We start from the raw sequence: 20,876 nt of genomic DNA, 5'->3' as shown, positions 1-20,876 counted from the left end.
GGTCCCGGCAAAGTGATACTTTGCTGGGTGCCCGAACCGTGCGGCTGGGGCCGCAACGGTGCCTGTGCAGCCGGACTCCGCGTCCGTGCGGTTGCCGGGGTGCCGGCGTTCGCGCTTCGCGATAACGGCCCCTTCCGCCTCGTCCAGAACGGCGCGGGGGGACCTATCATGAAGACCGTTTTCGTATCGATGCTTGCGCTTGTCACGGCCACGCCGGCACTTGCGCAAAGCAATCCGACCGTGCCGACCCAGGATGCCGAGGGTAACGACATCGTCGTCACCGCCTCGCGTTCGGGCGACGGCACCGAGATCAAGAACCTGCCGGCTTCGATCACGCTGATCGACGATGCAGCGCTGCAGCAGCGCCAGACGCGGATCGTCTCCGACGTGCTGCGCGACGTGCCCGGCGTCGCGGTCAACCGCATCGGCAATATCGGCGGGCAGACGCAGGTGCGCATCCGCGGCAGCGAGGCCAATCACGTGCTGGTGCTGATCGACGGCATCAAGGCGTCCGATCCGTATAATGGCGAGTTCGATTTCGGCACGCTGATCGCCGACGAAGCGGCCAAGATCGAAGTGCTGCGCGGCCAGCAATCCGCCCTGTACGGATCGGACGCGATCGGCGGCGTCATTCAATATATCACGCTGACCGGGCGCGAGGCGCCGGGCGTCAGCATTCGCGCCGAAGGTGGCTCGTTCGGCACCGCCTCAGGCGGCGCGCGCATCGCCGGTTTTTCCGACACGGTGGATTATGCCGTGTCCGGCTCGCTCTATCGCACCGACGGCACGCCGACCGCGCGGGGCGGCACGCGCGATGTCGGCTCGACCAGCATCGGCGCCAGCGCCAAGGCGAGTTGGACGCCGAGCGACAGTTTCAAGCTGACCGGCGTCGGTCGCTACAGCAACAGCGATGCACTGGCCAATAGCACGGCATTCGACGGCCCGCTGTTTGGCTATACCATCGACAGCCCCGGCGTCCGGCTGCGCAACGAGTCGTTCTACGGGCTCGCGCGCGCCGAACTGACGCTGGCCGATGGCCGCTGGACCAATGCCCTGACCGGCCAGATCGCCGATACGACGCGCAAAGGCTATACCGCCGCCGGGTTCGATTATGGCAGCCAGGGGCAGCGCTACAAAGCGTCGTTCGAAAGCAGTTTCCGGATCGACAGCGGGCGGCTGGTCAGCCGCCTCACCGGCGCGGTGGATGTCGAGCGCGAGCAGTTCCGCAACACCACGCCCTTTGCCTTTAACGGCAAGCGTTCGACCGACAATTGGGGCTTTGTCGGGCAATATGAGGGCACCGTTGACGATGCCTTGTCGTTCGGCGCATCGCTGCGGCGCGACGAGAACAACCGCTTCCACGATGTCACGACATACCGCGTCCAGGCCGGCTATCGCCTGCCGTTCGGGCTGCGCGCACACGGTGCGTACGGCACCGGCGTGAAGAACCCGGGCTATTTCGAGCTCTTCGGCTATCTCGACGGGAGGTATATCGGCAATGCCGATCTCAAGCCGGAAAAGTCCAAGGGCTGGGAAGCCGGGCTCGATCAGGAACTCGCCGGCGGCCGCGCGACGATCGGCGTGACCTATTTCAAGAACAAGCTCGAGAACGAGATCTACACGACCTATCCGGCGCCCGATTACACCGCCACGCCGGCCAATCGCGACACGCTGTCGCGCCAGCGCGGCGTGGAAGTGTTCGCCTCGGCCAGCCCGATCGATCAATTGCGCTTCGATCTCGCTTACACCTATCTGCACGCCCGCGAGGACGGCACGGTCGAGGTGCGCCGCCCCAAGCACGTCGCCAGCCTCAACACCACGGTGTCGAGCGCCGACCAGCGTTTCTCCACCACGCTGACGGTGCGCTATAACGGGCGGCAGGAGGACGTCGCTTATACCGATCCGAGCTATGTGCCGGTGAGCGTGTCGTTGCAGGAATATGTGCTGGTCAATCTCGCCGCCGAGTACAAGTTGATCGCGCATTTCTCGGTCTTCGGCCGGATCGAGAATGTGACCGACGAGAAGTATGAGGAGGTGTTCTCCTACGTGACGCCGGGCCGCGCGGCTTATGCTGGCATCAAGGCGCGGCTCTGATGCGCCGCCCGACCTTGCCGGAGCATGACCATGGTTGACCGGACCGACGCACAGCAGGTTCTTGCTGAGGATGTGACGGGCGATGCCCGTCACGCCGCCAAAATGGCCAAGAAGAAGGCGGCGCACGATCGCATCGTCGCGGGCAAGACGCAGGAAAAGGGCCTGCTGATCGTCCATACCGGCACGGGCAAGGGCAAGACCTCTGCCGCGCTCGGCATGGTGCTGCGCGCGATCGGGCACGGCATGAAGGTCGGGGTGGTGCAGTTCGTCAAGGGCACATGGGCAACGGGCGAGAAGCCGGTGTTCGATCGCTTCCCCGATCTCGTCGAGTTCAAGCCGATGGGCGAAGGCTTCACCTGGGACACGCAGGATCGCACGCGCGATATCGCGGTGGCGCGCAAGGGCTGGGACGAGGTCAAGCGCATGATCGCCGATCCGGCCTATAAGATGGTGCTGGCCGACGAACTCAACATCGTGCTGCGCTATGACTATCTGCCGCTGGACGAGGTGCTGGCGGTGCTCGCCGCCAAGCCGGCCGACAAGCATGTCATCGTCACCGGGCGCAACGCGCCGCAGGCGCTGATCGAGATCGCCGATCTGGTCACCGAGATGACGCTGGTGAAACACCCGTTCCGCGACCAGGGCGTGAAGGCGCAGGCCGGCATCGAATATTGATGCGCGCGCCACCCCATGCCTTGCTCGTCTCGGCGCCACGGTCGGGCAGCGGCAAGACCGTCGTGACGATCGGGCTGCAGCGCGCTTTTGCCCGTGCCGGCATGCGCGTCGCCGGGGCCAAGACCGGGCCGGACTATATCGATCCCGGTTTCCACGCCGCCGCTTGCGGCCGGCCATCGCAGACGCTCGACGGCTTCGCGATGGGGGCGGACGCGTTGCGCGGCCATGCCGCAGCGATCGATGCCGAGCTGATCGTCGGCGAAGGCGCGATGGGGCTGTTCGACGGCGCCGGCACGGGCGCGGGATCGACCGCAGCGGTGGCGCGGACGCTCGATTGGCCGGTGCTGCTGGTGCTCGATGCGAGCGGCGCGGCGCAGACGCTGGCGGCGCTGGCGCACGGCTTGGCGACGATGCCCGGCGCACCCCGCGTGATCGGCGCGATCGCCAACCGCGTGGCCAGCGCGCGGCATGGCCGGATGATCGCCGCCGGCTTTGCCGGGATCGGCGTGCCGCTGCTCGGCACGATCCCGCGGGACGATCGGCTAGCGCTGCCGTCACGCCATCTGGGTCTCGTCCAGGCCCAGGAAATCTCATCGCGCGCGCGAATCGACGGCATTGCCGACGTGATCGCCGAGCATTGCGATCTCGATGCGATCCGGCGCGCGGCAAGCGCCGTCGCGCCCGCGCCGATGGCGGCAGCGACGATGCGCCCACCCGGTCAGCGCATCGCCATCGCGCGCGATGCCGCGTTCGGTTTCCTATATCCGCATCTGATCGAGGGGTGGCGGCGCGCGGGCGCCGACCTCGCCTATTTCTCGCCGCTCGCCGACGACGCGCCGCCGGAGGCGTGCGACACCTGCTGGCTACCGGGCGGCTATCCCGAACTCCATGCCGGCCAATTGGCGGGCAACGCCCGCTTCCTCGACGGCCTGCGCCGCTTCGCCGCGACCCGCCCGGTGCATGGCGAATGCGGCGGCTACATGGTGCTCGGCGACGGGATCGAGGATGCCGACGGGGTGACGCACGCCATGGCCGGGCTGCTGCCGATCGCCAGCAGCATCGCCCGGCGCAAGCTGCAGCTCGGCTATCGTCGCGCGACCTGGACCCAGCCGATGCCGTTCGCCGCGACGGGCGACACGCATGTCGGGCACGAATTCCATTATGCCACGCTGACCCGCGCCGAGGGCATGCCGATCGCGACCCTCACGGATGGCGACGGCGCGGCGTTGGGCAGCGCCGGCACGCGCGCCGGTCACGTCACCGGCAGTTTCTTCCACCTCATCGCCTGACCCGGTCCGCGGCGCGCACCTGGTCCGCCAACAATTTGACCGCACGCGGAAAAGCCGGGCTGCCGCACACGATCAACGCCTGCGGCACGTAAATCCGCCGCTCGGGTGGCACGGCGGCGTCGAGCAAGGGGTGATGCAACGCCGCCGTGCCGCGATCCGCCACCTCCCTTGTGCCGCCGTCCATGAGCAGGAAGGCGGGCCGCGCCAGCGCCATTTCCTCGAGCGACATTTTGGACAGCGCCGGTCGCCCGAGCGTGCCGGCAAGATTGACCAGCCCAACGCGCTGCATCAGCTCGTCGACCAACGTACCGGTGCCGGTGAGATAGCCCTGGCGCTGATAATAAGCCGCGATCCGCCCGCGGCCGGGCGGCGGGCCGATGGCGGCGAGCTCGCGGCGCATCGTGGCGATCAATCGCCTGCCGCGATCGGGATGGCCCACCGCCGCGGCGAGCGCCGTGATCGACTGCTCGATCCCGGCCACGCCCTCGCCATCCGGCAGTTCGAGCATCGCCACGCCCCGCGCCTTGAGCGGCGCGAGCACCGCCTTGGTCCGGAACGGCGCCCCGATCACCAGATCCGGCCGCAGGACCAACACTTCCTCGGCGCTGCGGTGGGTGAACGGGATCGCGCGGGCCTCGGCCGCGACCGACGACAATTGCGGATCGCGCGCCCATTCGGTCAGCGCCGCGATCTGGCGGCGATCGGCCAGCGCGACGAGTAACTGATCGGCGCACATGTTGAGCGAAACGATGCGCCGCGGCACGGCGCTTGGTGCGGGGAGCGGCGCGGCGCCAAGCAGCGCGACGCTTGCGGCAGCGGCGATGATCAGACGGAAAGCGCGCACTAGGTTTCCTTCGATAGGCTCGCTACGGATCGGCCACGCGCCCGGGGCACTTCCGTGACGGGCTTGACCGATCGTGACGAGGTCTGCCGTGCCGAACCTTTTGCCCGCGCGCAATGTCGCGTGGCTGTTGCCCATCTTGTTGCTGCTGGCGATCCTCGCCGGCCTCGGCTCGTTGCTGTTCGGTCCGGCGCGCTTGTCGCCTTCCGTCTTGTGGGCGGCGCTGACCGGGCAAGGCGATCCGATGGTGCGCGAGATCCTGCTGCAGTTGCGCGTGCCGCGCGCCGTGCTCGGGCTGCTGATCGGCGCGATGCTCGGCATGGCCGGCGCCGCGATGCAGGGTTATCTGCGCAATCCCTTGGCCGATCCCGGCGTGCTCGGCGTGTCCAGCGTCGCGGCATTGGGCGCGGTGGTGGCGATCTACTGGCAGTTGGCGAGCGGCCATCCCTGGGTGTTGCCGCTGCTGGCGATCCTCGGCGGGCTGGTGTCGCTGCTGCCGCTGGCTTGGCTGTCGCGGCGCGGCGAAAGCACGCTCAGCCTGCTCCTTGCCGGCATCGCCATCGCCACCTTGGCCGGCGCGTGCATCAGCCTGGCGCTCAACCTCGCGCCCAATCCCTTCGCGGCGATGGAGATCACCACCTGGCTGCTCGGCAGCCTGGAGGATCGCGCCTTTGCCGATGTGTGGATCGCCTTGCCCTGCGTCGTGATCGGCATCGGGCTGCTGTCATGGGATGCGCGCGCGCTGGATGCGCTGTCGCTCGGCGAGGATGCGGCGCGGACGCTCGGCGTGGATCTCGCGCGCGTGCGGCTGCGGCTGATGCTGGGCGTCGCGATCGGCGTCGGCGGCGCGGTGGCGGTGGCGGGCAGCATCGGCTTTATCGGTCTGATCGTGCCGCATCTCGTGCGCCCGTTCACCGATCGCAGCCCTTCGGCGATCCTGATCCCCTCGGCGCTGGCGGGGGCGGCGTTGCTCAGCCTGGCCGATCTCGGCACGCGGCTGATCCCGACCGCGACGCCGCTTAAGCTGGGCGTGCTCACCGCGTTCCTGGGCGTGCCGATCTTTATCCATTTCCTGCTGCGGGAGCGCCGCTTGTGGTGACCCTCGCCGCGCAATCCCTGTCGGTCAGCCTCGGCGGCCGCCGCGTGCTCGACGATATCAGCGTGACGCTTGGCGGCGGCGCATTGATCGGCGTGGTCGGGCCCAATGGCGCCGGCAAATCGACGCTGGCGCGCGCCTTGCTCGGGCTGCTGGCGCCCGATAGCGGCACGGTCACGCTCGACGGCGCGGATATTGCGAGCCTCGCCAGCGGCGTGCTCGCGCGCCAGGTGGCCTATCTGCCGCAGACCTATGCCGTGCATTGGCCGCTATCGGTCGCGCGGCTGGTCGGGCTCGGCCGGCTGCCGCATCTCGGGCCGTTCTCGCGCATCGCCCCGGCCGACGAAGCGGCGATCGAAGGCGCGCTGCGCGACACCGACACCATGCACCTCGCGCACCGCACCGCGACCGAATTGTCCGGCGGCGAACGTGCCCGCGTGATGCTGGCGCGCACGCTGGCAACCGGCGCGCCGGCGCTGGTTGCCGACGAGCCGCTCACCGCGCTCGATCCCGGCCACCAGCTCGAGATCATGGCGCTGCTGCAAGCCCAGGCCCGCGCCGGGATGCTGGTCGTGGTGGTGCTGCACGATCTCGGCCTCGCAGCGCGATTCTGTGATCGGCTGCTGCTGCTCGACGCCGGCCGGCTGGTCGCCGATGGCGCACCGGGCGACGTACTGACCGACGCGGCGTTAGCTCAGGTTTACGGCGTCACCGCCTGGCGCGGCATGCTCGACGGGCAACCGTTGCTCGTCCCGGTCGCGCGCGTGATTGACGCGGCGCCCCTGCCCGGACTATCGGCGATATCGCGACAGGTTCCCCTTCACGGGGGATGAATATGGGAACGGGGTTCAAGACCCCGGCTGCCCCTGCAACTGTGAGCGGCGAGCCACCATGCCACATGCCATTGGGACCAACGTCCCGAGAAGGCGGCGCGGACCGGCAGTGACCCGCGAGCCAGGAGACCTGCCTGTCGCGGTCGTCCTTCGACCGGCCAGGGTGCGCCGGACGGGCGGGGAAACCCGAGCGACGACAGTCTGATCTCGTGCCGCGGCACGGGAGCCGTGGGCCTGTGCCCGCGCGCTTTCGTGGTTCGGTGCGAGACCTTTTGTCATGGGGTTTCGCATTATGAATACACATTGTCTTATCTTGAGTCTGATCGCCGCGCTCCCCGCGCAAGCGCAGGAACGGCCGCCAACCGACACCAAGGCGTCAGCGCCCGACGCCGCTGCCCCTGCCGACGCGAGCAGCACGCCGGGTGACATCGTCGTCACCGCGACTCGCACGCCGCTCGCCATCGATCGCGTCGCGGCCTCGGTCACGGTGCTCGACAAAGCGGCAATCGATCGCGCGCAGGATCTCGGCGTGTCCGAACTGTTGCTACGCACGCCGGGCGTCAGCCTGTCGCGCAATGGCGGCTACGGCACCGCGACCAGCCTGCGCATCCGCGGCGCCGAGGCCGACCAGACCGTCGTGGTGATCGACGGCGTCAAGCTCAACGATCCTTCCTCGGCCGGCGGCGGGTACAATTTCGCCAATCTGCTGGTCGGCGATGCCAGCCGCATCGAAGTGCTGCGCGGGCCGCAATCGATCCTGTGGGGCAGCCAGGCGATCGGTGGCGTGGTCAACATCGTCACGCCGTTGCCCGACGCGCCGATCGAAGGCAGCGTGGATGTCGAGACCGGCAGTCGCGAGACGGTCAGCGGGCGCGCCGCGATCGGCGGGCGTAGCGGGCCGCTCGCTTGGCGGGTCGGCGCGCAGGCCTTCACCACCGACGGCATCTCGGTGATCGCGCCCGCGTTCGGCGGGATCGAGAAGGACGGCTATACCAACCAGAACGTCACCGGCCGGGCGGTGCTCGACATCGTCGACGGGGTCAGCGCGGACGTGCGCGGCTATTATTCGACCGGTCGCACCGAGCTCGATTCGACCTCGGTCGACACCGCGGAATATTCGCTCAACCGCGAGTTCGTCGGCTATGCTGGGTTGAATGTCGCGCTGCTTGACGGGCGGTTCCGCAACCGCTTCGCCTATGGCTATACCAACACCGATCGCGACAATTACAATCCGGCGCGCGCCCGCCCCCAGACGTTCGATAGCGCCGGCCGTAACGAGCGGCTGGAATATCAGGGCAGTGTTGCCATTGCGCAGGGCTGGGACGCGACGTTCGGCGTCGAAAACGAAAAGTCGCGCTTTCGCAGCGTCTCGCCGCCCGCCAGCCTGGCCAGCGCGGTGCCGGCGCCGGCCCGCGGTACGGCCGAGCTCACCAGTTTCTATGGCCAGCTCAATGCGACGGTGCTCGACGGGCTGACGCTCACCGGCGGCGTGCGCAACGACGATCACAGCCGCTTCGGCTCGCAAACCCTGTTCGCCGGCGGCGCGGTGTGGGCCTTGCCGAGCGGCACGGTGCTGCGCGGCAATTACAGCGAGGGGTTCAAGGCGCCGACCTTGTACCAAACATTCTCCGAATACGGCAATCAGGCGCTCGCGCCGGAACAGGCCACGGGCTGGGAAGCGGGCGTCGAGCAGCGCTTTCTCGATGGAGCGCTGTCGTTCGGCGGGACCTATTTCGAACGCCGCTCGCGCGACCTGATCACCTTCGCCAGCTGCACCGCGACGACCGCCAACCCGCTCTGCCTGGTGCCCGGCAGCACGACGCAGCGTCGCTCGGGCTATTACCAGAACGTCGCGCGCGCCTATGCGCGGGGCATTGAGGCGGTCGGCCGCGTCGCCTTGGGCGAACGCCTGTCGATCGATGGCAATTATACCTGGAACGTGTCGGAGGATCGCTCGCCGGGCACGGCCAATTTCGGCAAGCAGTTAGCGCGGCGCCCGCGCCATTCCGCCAACGGATCGATCAGCTATGCGATTCCGCAAGGGCCGACGCTGGGTGTCGCGCTGCGCTGGTCGGGCGAGACGTTCGACAATGCGGCGAACACGACGCGGCTCGCGCCGTACACGTTGATCGACCTGCGCGCGGAGCTGCCGCTGTCCGAGTCGGTCAAGCTGTTCGCCCGCGCGGAAAATCTTTTCGACGAGGAATATATGACCGCAAATCGCTACAACACGCTGGGGCGCAGCCTCTATGTCGGTTTCCGGGGGAGGTTCTGAGATGACCGTTTTTGCTGAACGCACCTCGCCGACCTTGTGGATCGTGCTGCTGACCGCGGCAAGCACGATCACCACCCTGGTGCTGGCCTGCGCCACGCCATTCCCGGCGCTGGCCGCGATCGCCGCGACGCAGATGAAGCGCCGCGACGGCATCGCGCTGATGCTCGTCGCGTGGCTCGCCAGCCAGGCAGTGGGCTTCTGCCTGCTCGATTATCCGCGCGATGGTGGCACGCTGTTATGGGCGGCGGCGCTGGGCATGGCGGCGATCGTCGCCGTGCTGGCGGCGCAGGCGGGCGTGGCGCGCAGCGGGCTGCGCCACGGCGTTGCGCGCGTCGCTGCTGCCTATCTGATCGCGGCGGTGGCCTTCAAACTGGTGATCCTGCTCTGGTCGTTCGGTCTGGGTGGCGTGGCCACCGCGCTGTCGCCGTCGATCAACGCGCGGCAGTTGCTGCGCAACGGCGCCATCTTGATCGGCCTGCTGCTGCTCTATCGCGGCCTCGTGTCGCTCGGGCTGCCCGCCGCGTCGCGCATCGAGCGGGCGGCGGCGTGATGCTGAAAGCGGCCGATGGCGGCGCGGCGGTGGTGGTGTGCAACACCTGCCGCCATTCGGCCGAACAACGCGACGATGCCGAGGGGCGGCGCGGCGGCGCCAGGCTCGCTGCGGCGCTGCACATGGTCAAGGCGCGCGACGCGCGTTTTGACGGTGTCGCGGTGCAGGAAATGCCGTGCCTGTTCGCCTGCCAGGAGTTCTGCACCGTGCACCTGCGCGCGCCCGACAAGGTGGGCTATGTGCTCGGCCGGTTCGAGCCGAACGAGGAGGCGGCGCAAGCGATTCTCGATTATGCCCGTGCCTATGCCGCCAGCGACTTCGGCCAGGTGCCGTTCCGCGATTGGCCGGCAGGGGTGAAGGGCCATTTCATCACCCGCACCCCGCCGCCGGGTTTCGTCGTCGAATGACCGCCTTCGCCACGCCAGCCGACTTCCTTGCCGCGCTGGGCGATCTACCATCGCCCGACACGGCCGCGCGCGTCGCGGCAACGGCGCGGCAGGGACAGCTGACCAAGCCACCGGGGTCGCTCGGCCGGCTCGAAGATATCGCGGTGTTTTTCGCCGGCTGGCAGGCGCGCGAACGCCCCGCCATCACGCAGGGTCGCGCGGTCATATTCGCGGGCAATCATGGCGTCGTGACGCGCGGCGTCAGTGCCTTCCCGGCCGCGGTGACCGCGCAGATGGTGGCCAATTTCGCCGCCGGCGGCGCAGCGATCAACGCGCTGGCCGCCGCCGCCGGTCTCACGCTGGAGGTCGTCCCGATCGCGCTCGACCATCCGACCGCCGATTTCACGCAGGCACCGGCAATGACCGCGCAAGAATGCCTCGACGCGCTCAACATCGGCGCCGCGGCGATCGCCGCCGACACCGATCTGCTGGTGCTCGGCGAAATGGGCATCGGCAATTCCACCGCCGCCGCCGCTTTGTGCGCGGCGAGCTTCGGCGGCGACATTGCCGGCTGGGTCGGCCCGGGCACGGGGATCGACGCCGAGGGCATCGCCCGCAAGGTGGCGACCGTCGCGGCCGGGCTGGCCACACATGCCGGTCACCTCAGCGACCCGTTCGAGATCCTGCGACGCCTTGGCGGGCGGGAGATCGCCGCGATCGCCGGCGCGGTGCTGGCGGCGCGGCACCGCCGCATTCCCGTCGTGCTCGACGGCTTCATCTGCAGTTCGGCCATCGCCCCGCTGGCGGCGGCGCATCCCGGCATCGTCGATCATTGCCTCGCCGGCCATTGCTCGACCGAGCCGGGCCATGGCCGGCTGCTCGAACAGCTCGGGCTCGAACCATTGCTGCGGCTCGATCTGCGCCTTGGCGAAGGCAGCGGCGCGGCGGTGGCGGTCGGCGTCATCCGCGCCGCCTTGCTCGCGCACGAGCGCATGGCGACCTTCGCCGAGGCCGGCGTGGCGGCGGGGTGAGCCCCGTCACGCTCTATCTGATGCGCCACGGCGAACCGGTACTCACCGGCCGGCTGCTCGGCCGCACCGATTGCGCGGTGACCGCGGCCGGCATCCACGCCTGCCGCACACAGGCGGAAGATTTGCGAGTTGCCCGCATCATTTCCTCGGACCTGCAGCGCGCCCGCGCATGCGCCGAAGCGATCGGCCCGACCGTAATCGACCCGCGCTGGCGCGAACTCGATTTCGGCGATTGGGACGGCCACGCGCCGGCCGACGTCGACGCGGCCGCGCTCAGCCGGTTCTGGAGCGACCCCGACGCCGCCCCGCCCCCCAATGGCGAACGCTGGTCCGCGCTGAAGGACCGCGTGGCCGAGGCGATCGCGGCGCTGCCGCCCGAACCCGCGTTGGTCGTCACGCATGGCGGCGCGATGCGCGCCGCGCTGGCGATATTATGCGGCCTGGATCTCGCCGCGACCTGGGCGATCGACCTGCCTTATGCCGCGGTGCTGGCGCTGAAGATATGGCCGGGCCCGCCCCGCGCTGCGCAGATCGCCGGGCTATGGCCGTGAAGCGGCTGATAATCGCGCTCGGTTTCCTCACCCGCCTGCCGGTGCCACACGTCACCACGGATACCGCCGACTTCGCCGCCGCGATCCGGCTCTATCCATTGGTCGGGCTGGTGATCGGCGGAATCGTCGCCGCCGGCGGCATGATCGGCGCGTGGTTCGATCCGTGGATCGGCGCGCTGCTGGCCTTGCTCGCCTGGGTGTGGGTGACCGGCGCGCTGCATCTCGACGGACTCGGCGATCTCGCCGACGGATTGGGCGCCGCACACGGCGACCGCGCTCGCCTGCTCGCGGTGATGGCCGATCCGCATATCGGCAGTTTCGGCGTCGTCGCCATCGTGCTGCAATTGCTCGCCAAACTGGTGCTGCTGCAGGTGCTGTTGCCAGGCCATTGGCTCGCCTTGCTGTTCGTGCCCGCCGTCGCGCGCCTCGCCCCGCTGATCTGGGCGCGCGTGCTGCCGCCGCTCAAGCCGAGCGGCCTCGGCGCCAGCATCACCGGCGCGACGCGCGCGCGCGATATTGCCGGTTGGCTGTTGCTGTTGCTGGGTAGCGCCGTCGTCACGCCGGCGTTGCTCGCCGGGCCGTTGCTGATCGGCGCGCTCTATCTGCTGTTCAAGCGCCGGCTCGGCGGCGTCAGCGGCGACGTGCATGGCGCGGGGATCGAGCTGGTCGAGAGCGGATTGCTGCTCGTCCTCGCGATGGTCGTCACGCGATAGGTTCACCTGAATTAGCAACCGTTCCCCTGCGAAAGCAGGGGCCCAGAGCCACGGCTGTTGCCTTCAATAACCCTGGGCTCCTGCTTTCGCAGGAGAGCGGTCCCGATTAGATCGACGCTATCTCCCCGCCAGCGCAATCAGATCGTCCACATCGACATGCGCCTCCAACTGCGCCGCGATCGCATCCAGCGCGGCATCGATATCGGTGGCGTGGTCCGGCCCCACCGCATCCACCCCGATCCGCGCCAGCCACGCCCGGCGCTGCGCCGCGGCACCAAGCAGGCCGTGGACATAACTGCCGGCGACCAGCCCGTCCGCGCTCATCGCCCCCTCGGCGCGACCGTCATCATAGCGACCGACCGGACGCGCCGTATCCGGGCCATTGGTGTCGCCGAGATGGATCTCATAACCGGAGAATCGCGCGCCGAGCGCGATGCCCGCCACATCGCGCACCTGCTTGTCGCCGGCCAGCACCGTGGTGACATCGAGCAGCCCGAGCCCCGCAATCTCCCCCGCCGGCCCCTCGATCCCGCCCGGATCGGCGATGCTGCGCCCGAGCATCTGATAGCCGCCGCACAGCCCCAGCACCGGCCGGCCGCGGCGATGATGCGCGCGGATATCGATATCCCAGCCCTGCGCGCGGACGAACTCTATGTCGGCGCGCGTCGCCTTCGATCCGGCCAGCACGATCAGCGCGGCATCGGGGATCGGCGTGCCCGGCGGCACCATCACCAGATCGACGCCGGGTTCGAGTCGCAACGGATCGAGGTCGTCGAAATTGGCAATCCGCGGCGTGATCGGACAGGCGATGACGACCCGACCCTGCCCGCCTGCAACGGCGCGTTCGAGAATCACTGCATCCTCGCTCGGCAAGCGCCGCGCGGCGGCCAGCCACGGAATCACGCCATAGCCGCGCCAGCCGGTGCGTTGCTCGATCGCGCGATAGCCATCGTCGAACAGCGCCGGATCGCCGCGAAACTTGTTGATCAGGAAGCCGTGGATCATCGCCGCATCGGCCGGATCGATCACCGCGCGCGTGCCGACCAGCGACGCGATCACCCCGCCGCGATCGATATCGCCGATCAGCACCACCGGCACGTCGGCGGCGCGCGCAAAGCCCATATTGGCGATGTCGCCGGCGCGCAGGTTGATCTCGGCCGGCGAGCCGGCGCCTTCGACGACGACGATATCCGCGTCGCGCTCGAGCCGGCGATAACTGGCGAGCACATCGTCGAGCAGCCCGTCGCGCCCCTCGCGCCAGCGCGCCGCCGCCAGGATCCCGCGCACCTGGCCGTGCACGATCAGTTGCGAGGTGCGGTCGCCCTGCGGCTTGAGCAGCACCGGGTTCATGTCGGTCGTCGGCGCGACGCGGCAGGCCAGGGCCTGGGTCGCCTGCGCGCGGCCGATCTCGCCGCCGTCTGCCGTTACGGCGGCGTTGTTCGACATGTTCTGCGGCTTGAACGGCCGCACCGATAGCCCGCGATTGGCCAGCGCACGACACAGGCCGGCAACCAGCACGGACTTGCCGACATCCGACCCGGTGCCCTGCAGCATCAGCCCAGCCACAACACACCTCCGGCGATCAGCCACAAGACAGCGCAGGCGGCGAGATAGACGCGCAGACCGTTGGCGACATCCGCCGCCGTCGCCGCGCGGCCCTCGCGGTTGATCCACGGCTTGTCCTGCACCACGCCGTCATAGGCCACCGGCCCGGCGAGCGCGACGCCGAGCACGCCGGCCATCGCCGCTTCGGGCCAGCCGCCATTGGGTGAGGCATGGCGGCCGGCGTCGCGCAACATCGTGCCCCAGCCGTCGATTCCGGCAACACAGATCAGCACGCCGGACAGTCGCGCCGGCGCGAGATTGAAGAGGTCGTCGGTCCGCGCGCTGGCCCAGCCGAAGGCGCGCCAGCGTTCCTCCTTATGCCCGATCAGGCTGTCGGCGGTGTTGATCGCCTTATACGCCCACAGGCCGGGCAAGCCGGCGACGAGCAGCCAGAAGAGCGGGGCGACGACGCCGTCGCAAAAGCTCTCCGCCAGGCTTTCCAACGCCGCGCGGGCGACGCCTGCTTCGTCCAACGCGTCGGTATCGCGCCCGACGATCATGCCGACCGCGTTGCGCGCCCCGGGCAGGTCCCCCGCCGCCAGCAAGCGGCCGACCGGGGCGACATGATCGTACAGGCTGCGCTGCGCCAGGCCCGGTGCCGCGAGCAGAGCGACCGCGATCCACGCATAGGCGCCGAACACCCAGGCGGCGAGGTGTTCGAGCAGCAAGGCAGTGCCCGCGGCGACCGCGACTAGCAGCAGCAGCAGCATAACGCCGCGCAAGCGACGGTGCCGGAACGAGGCGGCGGCGTGGTTCCAGCGCCGCTCGCCCCAGCCGATCAGCCGTGCAAAACCCCCGACCGGGTGGCCAACGCGGGCATAGAGCCACGCGGGCCAGCCGACCGCCGCGTCGATCGCCAGCGCGACAAGCGCGACCGGTTCAGCCACCCGCCAGCGCCCGATCGAGCCGCGCCAGCGCCGCCGCATCGGCCGGCAGGCCGAACCGCAGCCAGGTCGGCGCATAATCGAACGGCCGCGCGAGAATGCCGGCGCGGGCGAGCCGTTCGAACAGCGATGGCTCGCCGGCGACCAGCCGGAACAGCGGACACGCGCCGCGCGCAACCAGCCCATGGCGTTGCAGCACCCCGTCCAAAGCCGCCGCCTGGTCGATCAGGGCGATGCGCGTCGCGGCGATCCAGCCGGCATCGCGATACGCCGCCGTGCCCAGCGCGATCGCCGCGCTCGACACCGGCCAGTCGCCCAGCAATGCCCGCACCCGCGCGACGATTTCGGGCGGGCCGATGACGAAGCCGAGGCGTAGACCGGCGAGCCCGAAGAACTTGCCGAAGCTGCGCAACACGATCGTCCGGTCGGGTAGCGCCGGCACGATGCTTGCCTCGGGCAGGCAATCGGCGAACGCCTCATCGACCACCAGCCAGCCGTCACCGCGCAATCGATCCAGCGCAGCGGGGCTCAGCAACCGACCATCCGGGTTGTTGGGGTTGGCGAGCAGCAGCGTGCCCGCACCCGAAGCCGCATCGTCGATCGGGACTGGGATCGAGACCGGGATCGCACCCGGCAAAGCCTCGGCATGCGTGCGATATCCCGGTGTACCGTAGCGATACGGCCCCGGCAGCCCGAGTTGCGGGAGCAGACGGAGCGCCAGATCGCTGCCCGGCACGGCCGCCACCGTCTCGGCCGGCGCGCCGAAATAGGCCGCGGCGCGCGCCTCCAGTTCGCGCAGTGCGGCAAGCGACGGCAACGCCCCCCAATCGATCGCCAGCGGCCCGCTCGGCTGCCACGGCACCGGGTTGATCCCGGTTGACAGGTCGATCCACGGCAGCGGCGCGTCGGGATAGCAGGCCATCGCCTGATCGAGCCGTCCGCCATGGTGTGTGAACCCCGTCATTGCTTCCTTTCCGACGGAGCGCCGTGATAGTCCTTCGCCAATGAACCCGACCAGCGCAACACCCAAGCACGACACGCCGTTCGACCGCAGACTGCTGGTGCTCGGCGGTGCGCGCTCGGGCAAGAGCCGCCATGCCCAGGCGGTGGCCGAGGCGCTGGCTGAGGCGGGGCCCGAGGCGGGGGTCGGAACGCTTACCTACATCGCCACGGCGCAGGCATTCGATGCCGAGATGGTCGATCGGATCGATCGCCATCGCGCCGATCGCGATCAGCGCTGGCATACGGTGGAAGCGCCGATCGACCTGCCCGCCGCAATCATCCAGGCCGATGCGTCCGACGCGGTGATCCTGGTCGATTGCCTCACTTTATGGACCTCGAACCTGCTGCTCGGAGAGCAGGATGCGGAGCACATGCTGCGCCAGCTCCTGGACGCCATTGCCGCCATCCGGGGCCGGCTGATCCTGGTCGCCAATGAAACCGGGCTCGGCATCGTGCCCGACAATGCGCTGGCGCGGCGCTTTCGCGATCTTGCCGGGCGGATCAACCAGCAGGTGGCGGCCAGCGTCGATGCGGTCGATTTCGTGCTCGCCGGCCTGCCCCGCCGCTGGAAATGACGCGCTAGAACAGCAACGTCAGGCCGTAGAACATCGCCCCAACCGCGGCGGACGCCGGAATAGTGATCAGCCACGCCACGATCACGCCGCGCGCCACGCCCCAGCGCACCGCCGACGCGCGCCGCGCCGTCCCCGCACCGATGATCGCCCCGGTGATGGTGTGCGTGGTGGATACCGGAATGCCCATCGCCGAGGCGCTGAACAGCACGATCGAGCCGGCGAACGACGCGCTGAAGCCCTGATGCTGCGACAACTTGGTGATGCGCGATCCCATCGTCTCGATGATCTTCCACCCGCCGGTCATCGTGCCCAGCGCGATGGCGATATAGCAGCTGATCGCCACCCAATGCGGCACCGCGAACGGCCCGGTCAGATAGCCGGTCGAATAGAGCAGCACGGTGATGATACCCATCGTCTTCTGCGCGTCGTTGAGCCCGTGGCTCAGCGAATAGGCCGCGGAGGAGATCAGGTGCAGCACCCGAAAACTGCGTTCCGCCTGGCGAGCGCTGGCGCGGTGCAGCGCCCAGCTCGACAGCAGCATCACCAGCATGGCAAGGAACATGCCGATGGTCGGCGACAGCACGATCGCGATCAGCGTCTTGTTTAGCCCGGCCCACTGGATCCCGCCAATGCCCGAATGCGCCACGCCCGCACCGATCATCCCGCCGACCAGGGCATGGCTGCTCGACGAGGGGATACCCTTGATCCAGGTCACCACGTTCCAGAACATCGCGCCGCCCAGCGCGCCGAAGATCACCGCCGGGGTGACCAGATCCTTGTCGATCAGCCCCTTGCCGATCGTCTCGGCCACGGCGTGCAGGCTGGGAAAGGCGATGGTCAGGAAATAGGCGGCGAAATTGAATACCGCGGCAAACAGCACCGCCTTGACCGGCGACAGCAGGCGCGTCGCGACGACCGTGGCGATCGAGTTGGCCGCGTCGTGCAGCCCGTTGAGATAATCGAACGCCAGCGCAACGATGATTAGCCCGACGAGCAGTGGGAAGGCGAGTTGGTGCATCGGTCAGCGATCAGGAATGATCGATGACGATGCCGTCGATCTCGTCGGCGACGTCCTCGAACGCATCGACGATCCGTTCGAGATGCTTGTAGATCTCGCGATCGATCACGAAGCGCAGCGTATCGCTCGCGCCATGCTCCTGCAGCGAGCGCTTGAGCCCCGCGGCATGGATCTCGTCGGCATGGCTTTCCATCCGCACCAGCCGCTCGGTCAGTTCGTGCAAGCGCTCGCCGTTGCGCGCGACATCGCGCAGCAGCGGCATTGCCTCGGAGGCGACCCGCGCGGCATCGACGATGATTGCCGCCATGTCCTTCATTTCCGGTGCGAAATCGCTCACGTCGTACAGGTCGATGGCTTGCGCCGCGGCCTGCATTTCATCGACCGTATCGTCCATCGCACCGATCAGGCGGGTAATCGCGGCGCGATCGAACGGCGTCAGGAACGTCTTGCGCACCGTCTGCAACACTTCTCGCGTGATATTGTCGGCATCATGCTCGCGCTCGATGATCTCGCGGATATGATCCGGCGCCGCCGCGCCGCCCTCGAGCAGCCGCGCCGTAGCGTCCGACGCGGCGACGATGGTGCGCGCATGCGCTTCGAACATCTCGAAGAAGTTGCCAGTCTTAGGCAACAACCGTTGAAACCAGGCAAACATTGACCCTACCCTTGATCGCTCGGCGACGCTGCCGAGCTTGGTTGTGCGCCGCGTTGCGGCCTTGAATTCTGCGGTGGCGAAAGAACGTATCAGGTCGCGCAGATCGGGCTCGTCGACCATCGCCGCCGCCTCGGCCAGCGATACCCAGCGCCGCTCGCGCTGCTCCTGTTCTTTCCAGCTATCCAGTTCGCGCGTCACCGCGAGCGGAAACACATCGACATCCACCATCAGCGAGGCGCCATTGCCGCGGCGCTTGCGATAGCGATAGCTGCCGAGCCGCGTCGGGCACACCGCGCCGCTCACGCCGGCCTCTTCCTCGGCCTCGAGCGCGGCGGCGGCATGCGGGGTCAGGCCCGCATCGATATTGCCCTTGGGGATCACCCAGCGCCCGGTGCCCCGCGACGTGACCAGCAACACGCGGACGATCGCATCGGAAGCTATGTCATCGGTACGGTAAGGAAGTGCGGCAATCTGGCGAATGGTCTGGGCCCGGGTTCAAATGCGAGCCGCGTCTTGCCGCAAAGTGCCCCCGCTGCATAGAGCGGGAAACCCCCGGCGGCGCCCGCCGCCGCAGAGGGAATTTGCCTATCGTTGCCGCCGCACCGTCAGCCGGCCTCGGCAAGCAAGTCGCGGGCGGTTTCGCTGGTCCAATCCATGCCGCCCGTCATGCGCCACACTTCCTTGCCCGCCGCATCGTAGAGGATGCTGGTCGGCAGGCTGGCCTGATAGGCGACGCTCAAGGTCACCCCGGGATCGAGATAGCGCTTGATGTTCTTCAAGCCGGCCTTGGCGAAGAACGGATCGACCTTGGCCGCACCGCCCAGATCCTGGCTGATCGCGACGACCTGCATGCGTTCGGCGACACGATCGAGCGTGGGCATTTCCGCGACGCACGGCGCGCACCATGTCGCCCACAGATTGACCAGCACCGGCTTGCCGGCAAAGGCGGCGATGCTCGTCTTGCTGCCGTCGGGCGCCTGGAACGGCAAGGTCGGGGCGGCTTCGCCCTTATGGCTGCGATCGAGCGTGCCGATCGTGTCGGCGATCACTTTCTCGCCGGCGACCGGCGCACTGTTATTGGCGACAGGAGCGGCGGCGTTGGCTTGCTCCGCCGCCTTGTCTTGCCTATCGCACGCGGCGAGAGCGCCGAATAATAGGAGCGATGAGATCGTCGAGCGGAAAGACATGAACGCGTCCAATGCGATGTGGGGCGGGCGCTTCGCCGAAGGCCCGGCGGCGGTAATGCGCGAGATAAATGCCTCGATCCCGTTCGACAAGCGCTTGTGGCGGCAGGACATCGCCGGTTCCAAGGCGCATGCGACGATGCTCGGTGCGCAAGGCATCATCGCGGCGGACGACGCTACGGCCATCCTCGCCGGGCTCGACCGGGTCGCGGCGGATTACGACGCCAATGGCGTGGCCGAGGACCTGACGCTCGAAGACATTCATATGCAGAGCGAGTCGAAGCTTGCCGCGCTGATCGGCCCGGTCGCCGGTCGGCTGCACACTGCGCGCTCGCGCAACGATCAGGTCGCTACCGATTTCCGGCTATGGGTGCGCGATGCGATCGACGAGGTCGACGCGGCGTTGCTGGGCTTCCAACAGGCCTTGCTCGCCCGCGCCGACGAGCATGCCGAAAGCGTCATGCCCGGCTTCACGCATCTGCAGAGCGCCCAGCCGGTGACGCTCGGTCATCACCTGATGGCCTATCACGAGATGATCGCGCGAGACCGTTCACGCTTCGCTGATTCCCGGGCACGCGGGAATCTCTGTCCGCTGGGCTCGGCGGCACTGGCCGGCACCGGCTTTCCGATCGACCGCGACGCCACCGCCGCCGCGCTCGGCTTCGACGGCCCGACGCGTAATTCGCTGGACGGGGTCAGCGACCGCGACTTTGCGCTCGATTATCTCACTGCCGCGGCGCAGACCGCTCTGCATCTCAGCCGCCTGGCCGAGGAATTCATCCTGTGGGCATCGCAACCGTTCGGCTTCGTGTCGCTGTCCGATCAATGGTCGACCGGCAGCTCGATCATGCCGCAGAAGCGCAATCCCGATGCCGCCGAATTGGTGCGCGGGCATAGCGGCCGCATCATCGGCTACCTCACCGCGCTGATGATCACGATGAAGGGCCTGCCTTTGGCCTATTCGAAGGACATGCAGGACGATAAGCCGCCGGTGTTCGAGGCACACGATCTGCTCGGCCTGAGCATCGCGGCGATGACCGGCATGGTCGCGAGCGCGACGTTCCGCACGACACGGATGCGCGGCGCGGCGGAGGCGGGCTATGCCACGGCCACCGATCTGGCCGACTGGCTGGTGCGCGAGGGCGGGATCCCGTTCCGCGAAGCGCATCATATCACCGGCAGTGCGGTGAAGCGCGCCGAGGAGCTGGGCGTCGCGCTCGACAAGGTGCCGATGGCCGATCTCAAGGCAATCGATGCGCGGATCGACGAACGCGTGTACGGCGTGCTCAGCGTCGATGCGTCGGTCGCCAGCCGGACCAGTTTCGGCGGCACCGCACCGGCACGGGTACGGGCGGCGATCCTCGCGGCACGGACGGGAGAAGCATGATGAAATATGCGATCGTGCTGGCAGCACTGGCGCTGGGCGGCTGCGGCGCCGCCGGACTCACGCCGGCACCGGGCGAAAAGCTGCCGGTCGCGCCCTATGGCGCCAAGGCGACGCCGACGCCCGCGCAACTGCTCACGCCGAGTAACCAGGCGCGGCCTGACCGCAGCGACGAATTGCTTACCCAGTCGCAGGACCGGCGGAGCGACGAATTCAGCCTGCCCCCGCAATGAAG

Annotated in this window: 21 protein-coding genes and 1 riboswitch; of the genes, 14 read left to right on the top strand and 7 right to left on the bottom strand. The window is 68.5% G+C overall.

From position 1 onward, the window contains the following. Positions 1–168: 168 nt before the first annotated feature. The 3 genes from U1739_RS09180 to U1739_RS09170 are packed head-to-tail and all read left to right on the top strand — an operon-like array spanning position 169 to position 4,058. Positions 169–2,094, top strand: coding sequence for a TonB-dependent receptor plug domain-containing protein (locus U1739_RS09180; RefSeq protein ID WP_332706955.1), 1,926 nt, complete (start codon positions 169–171; stop codon positions 2,092–2,094). Between the two features lie 30 nt (positions 2,095–2,124). Then, positions 2,125–2,769 (top strand): cob(I)yrinic acid a,c-diamide adenosyltransferase, encoded by a 645-nt coding sequence (gene cobO / locus U1739_RS09175; RefSeq protein ID WP_332706952.1) that lies wholly within the window; start codon positions 2,125–2,127, stop codon positions 2,767–2,769. After that, positions 2,769–4,058: a cobyrinic acid a,c-diamide synthase CobB gene (locus tag U1739_RS09170; RefSeq protein WP_332706950.1), complete on the top strand. Its 1,290-nt coding sequence runs from the start codon at positions 2,769–2,771 to the stop codon at positions 4,056–4,058. The genes cobO and U1739_RS09170 overlap by 1 nt, the downstream gene beginning before the upstream one ends. Here the strand turns inward: U1739_RS09170 and U1739_RS09165 are convergent. Then, the gene (locus U1739_RS09165) at positions 4,048–4,902 is read right to left on the bottom strand and encodes an ABC transporter substrate-binding protein (protein WP_332706947.1); all 855 of its coding nucleotides are present in this window, start codon (positions 4,900–4,902) and stop codon (positions 4,048–4,050) included. The genes U1739_RS09170 and U1739_RS09165 overlap by 11 nt on opposite strands. 88 nt (positions 4,903–4,990) lie before the next feature. On the opposite strand from U1739_RS09165, the gene U1739_RS09160 reads away from it, so the two are divergent. From U1739_RS09160 to cobS, 8 genes are all read left to right on the top strand, one after another. Then, positions 4,991–5,998, top strand: a complete 1,008-nt coding sequence (locus tag U1739_RS09160) for a FecCD family ABC transporter permease (protein ID WP_332706944.1) — start codon at positions 4,991–4,993, stop codon at positions 5,996–5,998. Continuing rightward, entirely contained in the window at positions 5,992–6,828 is an 837-nt protein-coding gene (locus U1739_RS09155; protein ID WP_332706941.1) for an ABC transporter ATP-binding protein, read from the top strand. Before U1739_RS09160 ends, U1739_RS09155 begins: the two co-directional genes overlap by 7 nt. After that, positions 6,789–6,980, top strand: a riboswitch (cobalamin riboswitch). (Overlaps the previous gene by 40 nt.) A 140-nt stretch (positions 6,981–7,120) precedes the next feature. Then, positions 7,121–9,103, top strand: a complete 1,983-nt coding sequence (locus U1739_RS09150) for a TonB-dependent receptor plug domain-containing protein (RefSeq protein ID WP_332706938.1) — start codon at positions 7,121–7,123, stop codon at positions 9,101–9,103. A 1-nt stretch (position 9,104) separates the two neighbouring features. Beyond that, positions 9,105–9,653, top strand: coding sequence for a hypothetical protein (locus U1739_RS09145; protein ID WP_332706935.1), 549 nt, complete (start codon positions 9,105–9,107; stop codon positions 9,651–9,653). After that, on the top strand, positions 9,653–10,060 hold the full coding sequence (locus U1739_RS09140; protein WP_332706932.1) for a DUF1636 domain-containing protein: 408 nt from the start codon (positions 9,653–9,655) through the stop codon (positions 10,058–10,060). Before U1739_RS09145 ends, U1739_RS09140 begins: the two co-directional genes overlap by 1 nt. Further along, positions 10,057–11,070 (top strand): nicotinate-nucleotide--dimethylbenzimidazole phosphoribosyltransferase, encoded by a 1,014-nt coding sequence (cobT, locus tag U1739_RS09135; RefSeq protein ID WP_332706929.1) that lies wholly within the window; start codon positions 10,057–10,059, stop codon positions 11,068–11,070. The genes U1739_RS09140 and cobT overlap by 4 nt, the downstream gene beginning before the upstream one ends. Next, positions 11,067–11,621: a histidine phosphatase family protein gene (locus U1739_RS09130; protein ID WP_332706926.1), complete on the top strand. Its 555-nt coding sequence runs from the start codon at positions 11,067–11,069 to the stop codon at positions 11,619–11,621. Before cobT ends, U1739_RS09130 begins: the two co-directional genes overlap by 4 nt. Continuing rightward, a complete protein-coding gene (gene cobS, locus U1739_RS09125; RefSeq protein ID WP_332706921.1) occupies positions 11,618–12,334 on the top strand; it encodes an adenosylcobinamide-GDP ribazoletransferase in 717 nt (238 codons plus the stop codon). The genes U1739_RS09130 and cobS overlap by 4 nt, the downstream gene beginning before the upstream one ends. 117 nt (positions 12,335–12,451) lie before the next feature. On the opposite strand, the gene U1739_RS09120 is transcribed toward cobS, so the two are convergent. Genes U1739_RS09120 through U1739_RS09110 form a run of 3 tightly spaced genes read right to left on the bottom strand, consistent with a single transcriptional unit; the run spans position 12,452 to position 15,787 of the window. Beyond that, positions 12,452–13,900 (bottom strand): cobyric acid synthase, encoded by a 1,449-nt coding sequence (locus U1739_RS09120; protein WP_332706918.1) that lies wholly within the window; start codon positions 13,898–13,900, stop codon positions 12,452–12,454. Next, positions 13,888–14,865, bottom strand: coding sequence for an adenosylcobinamide-phosphate synthase CbiB (gene cbiB / locus U1739_RS09115; RefSeq protein ID WP_332706915.1), 978 nt, complete (start codon positions 14,863–14,865; stop codon positions 13,888–13,890). Before cbiB ends, U1739_RS09120 begins: the two co-directional genes overlap by 13 nt. Further along, on the bottom strand, positions 14,819–15,787 hold the full coding sequence (locus U1739_RS09110) for an aminotransferase class I/II-fold pyridoxal phosphate-dependent enzyme (RefSeq protein ID WP_332706912.1): 969 nt from the start codon (positions 15,785–15,787) through the stop codon (positions 14,819–14,821). Before U1739_RS09110 ends, cbiB begins: the two co-directional genes overlap by 47 nt. A gap of 40 nt (positions 15,788–15,827) precedes the next feature. Here U1739_RS09110 and cobU point away from each other — a divergent pair, with 40 nt between their 5' ends. Next, a complete protein-coding gene (gene cobU, locus U1739_RS09105; protein ID WP_332706909.1) occupies positions 15,828–16,400 on the top strand; it encodes a bifunctional adenosylcobinamide kinase/adenosylcobinamide-phosphate guanylyltransferase in 573 nt (190 codons plus the stop codon). 4 nt (positions 16,401–16,404) lie between these two features. Here cobU and U1739_RS09100 read toward each other — a convergent pair whose 3' ends face one another. The 3 genes from U1739_RS09100 to U1739_RS09090 all read right to left on the bottom strand — a co-directional run bounded on the left by U1739_RS09100 (position 16,405) and on the right by U1739_RS09090 (position 19,260). After that, on the bottom strand, positions 16,405–17,418 hold the full coding sequence (locus U1739_RS09100) for an inorganic phosphate transporter (RefSeq protein WP_332706906.1): 1,014 nt from the start codon (positions 17,416–17,418) through the stop codon (positions 16,405–16,407). A gap of 10 nt (positions 17,419–17,428) precedes the next feature. Continuing rightward, complete coding sequence (locus U1739_RS09095; RefSeq protein ID WP_332707940.1) at positions 17,429–18,499, bottom strand: DUF47 family protein; 1,071 nt, start codon at positions 18,497–18,499, stop codon at positions 17,429–17,431. A gap of 179 nt (positions 18,500–18,678) precedes the next feature. Next, positions 18,679–19,260 carry a TlpA family protein disulfide reductase gene (locus U1739_RS09090; protein ID WP_332706903.1) on the bottom strand — a complete coding sequence of 194 codons (582 nt, stop codon included), beginning with the start codon at positions 19,258–19,260 and terminating at the stop codon, positions 18,679–18,681. 16 nt (positions 19,261–19,276) lie between these two features. Between U1739_RS09090 and argH the strand changes: the two genes are divergently transcribed. Both argH and U1739_RS09080 read left to right on the top strand, forming a co-directional pair. Then, positions 19,277–20,644, top strand: a complete 1,368-nt coding sequence (argH, locus tag U1739_RS09085) for an argininosuccinate lyase (RefSeq protein ID WP_332707938.1) — start codon at positions 19,277–19,279, stop codon at positions 20,642–20,644. After that, positions 20,644–20,874 (top strand): hypothetical protein, encoded by a 231-nt coding sequence (locus tag U1739_RS09080; protein ID WP_332706900.1) that lies wholly within the window; start codon positions 20,644–20,646, stop codon positions 20,872–20,874. Before argH ends, U1739_RS09080 begins: the two co-directional genes overlap by 1 nt. The last annotated feature ends 2 nt before the right edge of the window (positions 20,875–20,876 follow it).

This window comes from Parasphingomonas puruogangriensis, from assembly GCF_036663635.1.
Lineage (GTDB): Bacteria > Pseudomonadota > Alphaproteobacteria > Sphingomonadales > Sphingomonadaceae > Sphingomonas.
This window is presented reverse-complemented; position numbering and strand designations above follow the sequence as displayed.

Excerpts from the sequence above, each read along its gene's own strand:
- U1739_RS09180 (WP_332706955.1), top strand. The coding sequence starts at position 169 with ATGAAGACCGTTTTCGTATCGATGCTTGCGCTTGTCACGGCCACGCCG.
- cobO (WP_332706952.1), top strand. The coding sequence starts at position 2,125 with ATGGTTGACCGGACCGACGCACAGCAGGTTCTTGCTGAGGATGTGACG.
- U1739_RS09170 (WP_332706950.1), top strand. The coding sequence starts at position 2,769 with ATGCGCGCGCCACCCCATGCCTTGCTCGTCTCGGCGCCACGGTCGGGC.
- U1739_RS09150 (WP_332706938.1), top strand. The coding sequence starts at position 7,121 with ATGAATACACATTGTCTTATCTTGAGTCTGATCGCCGCGCTCCCCGCG.
- U1739_RS09145 (WP_332706935.1), top strand. The coding sequence starts at position 9,105 with ATGACCGTTTTTGCTGAACGCACCTCGCCGACCTTGTGGATCGTGCTG.
- U1739_RS09140 (WP_332706932.1), top strand. The coding sequence starts at position 9,653 with ATGCTGAAAGCGGCCGATGGCGGCGCGGCGGTGGTGGTGTGCAACACC.
- cobT (WP_332706929.1), top strand. The coding sequence starts at position 10,057 with ATGACCGCCTTCGCCACGCCAGCCGACTTCCTTGCCGCGCTGGGCGAT.
- cbiB (WP_332706915.1), bottom strand. The coding sequence starts at position 14,865 with ATGCGGCGGCGCTGGCGCGGCTCGATCGGGCGCTGGCGGGTGGCTGAA.
- U1739_RS09110 (WP_332706912.1), bottom strand. The coding sequence starts at position 15,787 with ATGACGGGGTTCACACACCATGGCGGACGGCTCGATCAGGCGATGGCC.
- cobU (WP_332706909.1), top strand. The coding sequence starts at position 15,828 with ATGAACCCGACCAGCGCAACACCCAAGCACGACACGCCGTTCGACCGC.
- U1739_RS09100 (WP_332706906.1), bottom strand. The coding sequence starts at position 17,418 with ATGCACCAACTCGCCTTCCCACTGCTCGTCGGGCTAATCATCGTTGCG.
- U1739_RS09090 (WP_332706903.1), bottom strand. The coding sequence starts at position 19,260 with ATGTCTTTCCGCTCGACGATCTCATCGCTCCTATTATTCGGCGCTCTC.
- argH (WP_332707938.1), top strand. The coding sequence starts at position 19,277 with ATGTGGGGCGGGCGCTTCGCCGAAGGCCCGGCGGCGGTAATGCGCGAG.
- U1739_RS09080 (WP_332706900.1), top strand. The coding sequence starts at position 20,644 with ATGAAATATGCGATCGTGCTGGCAGCACTGGCGCTGGGCGGCTGCGGC.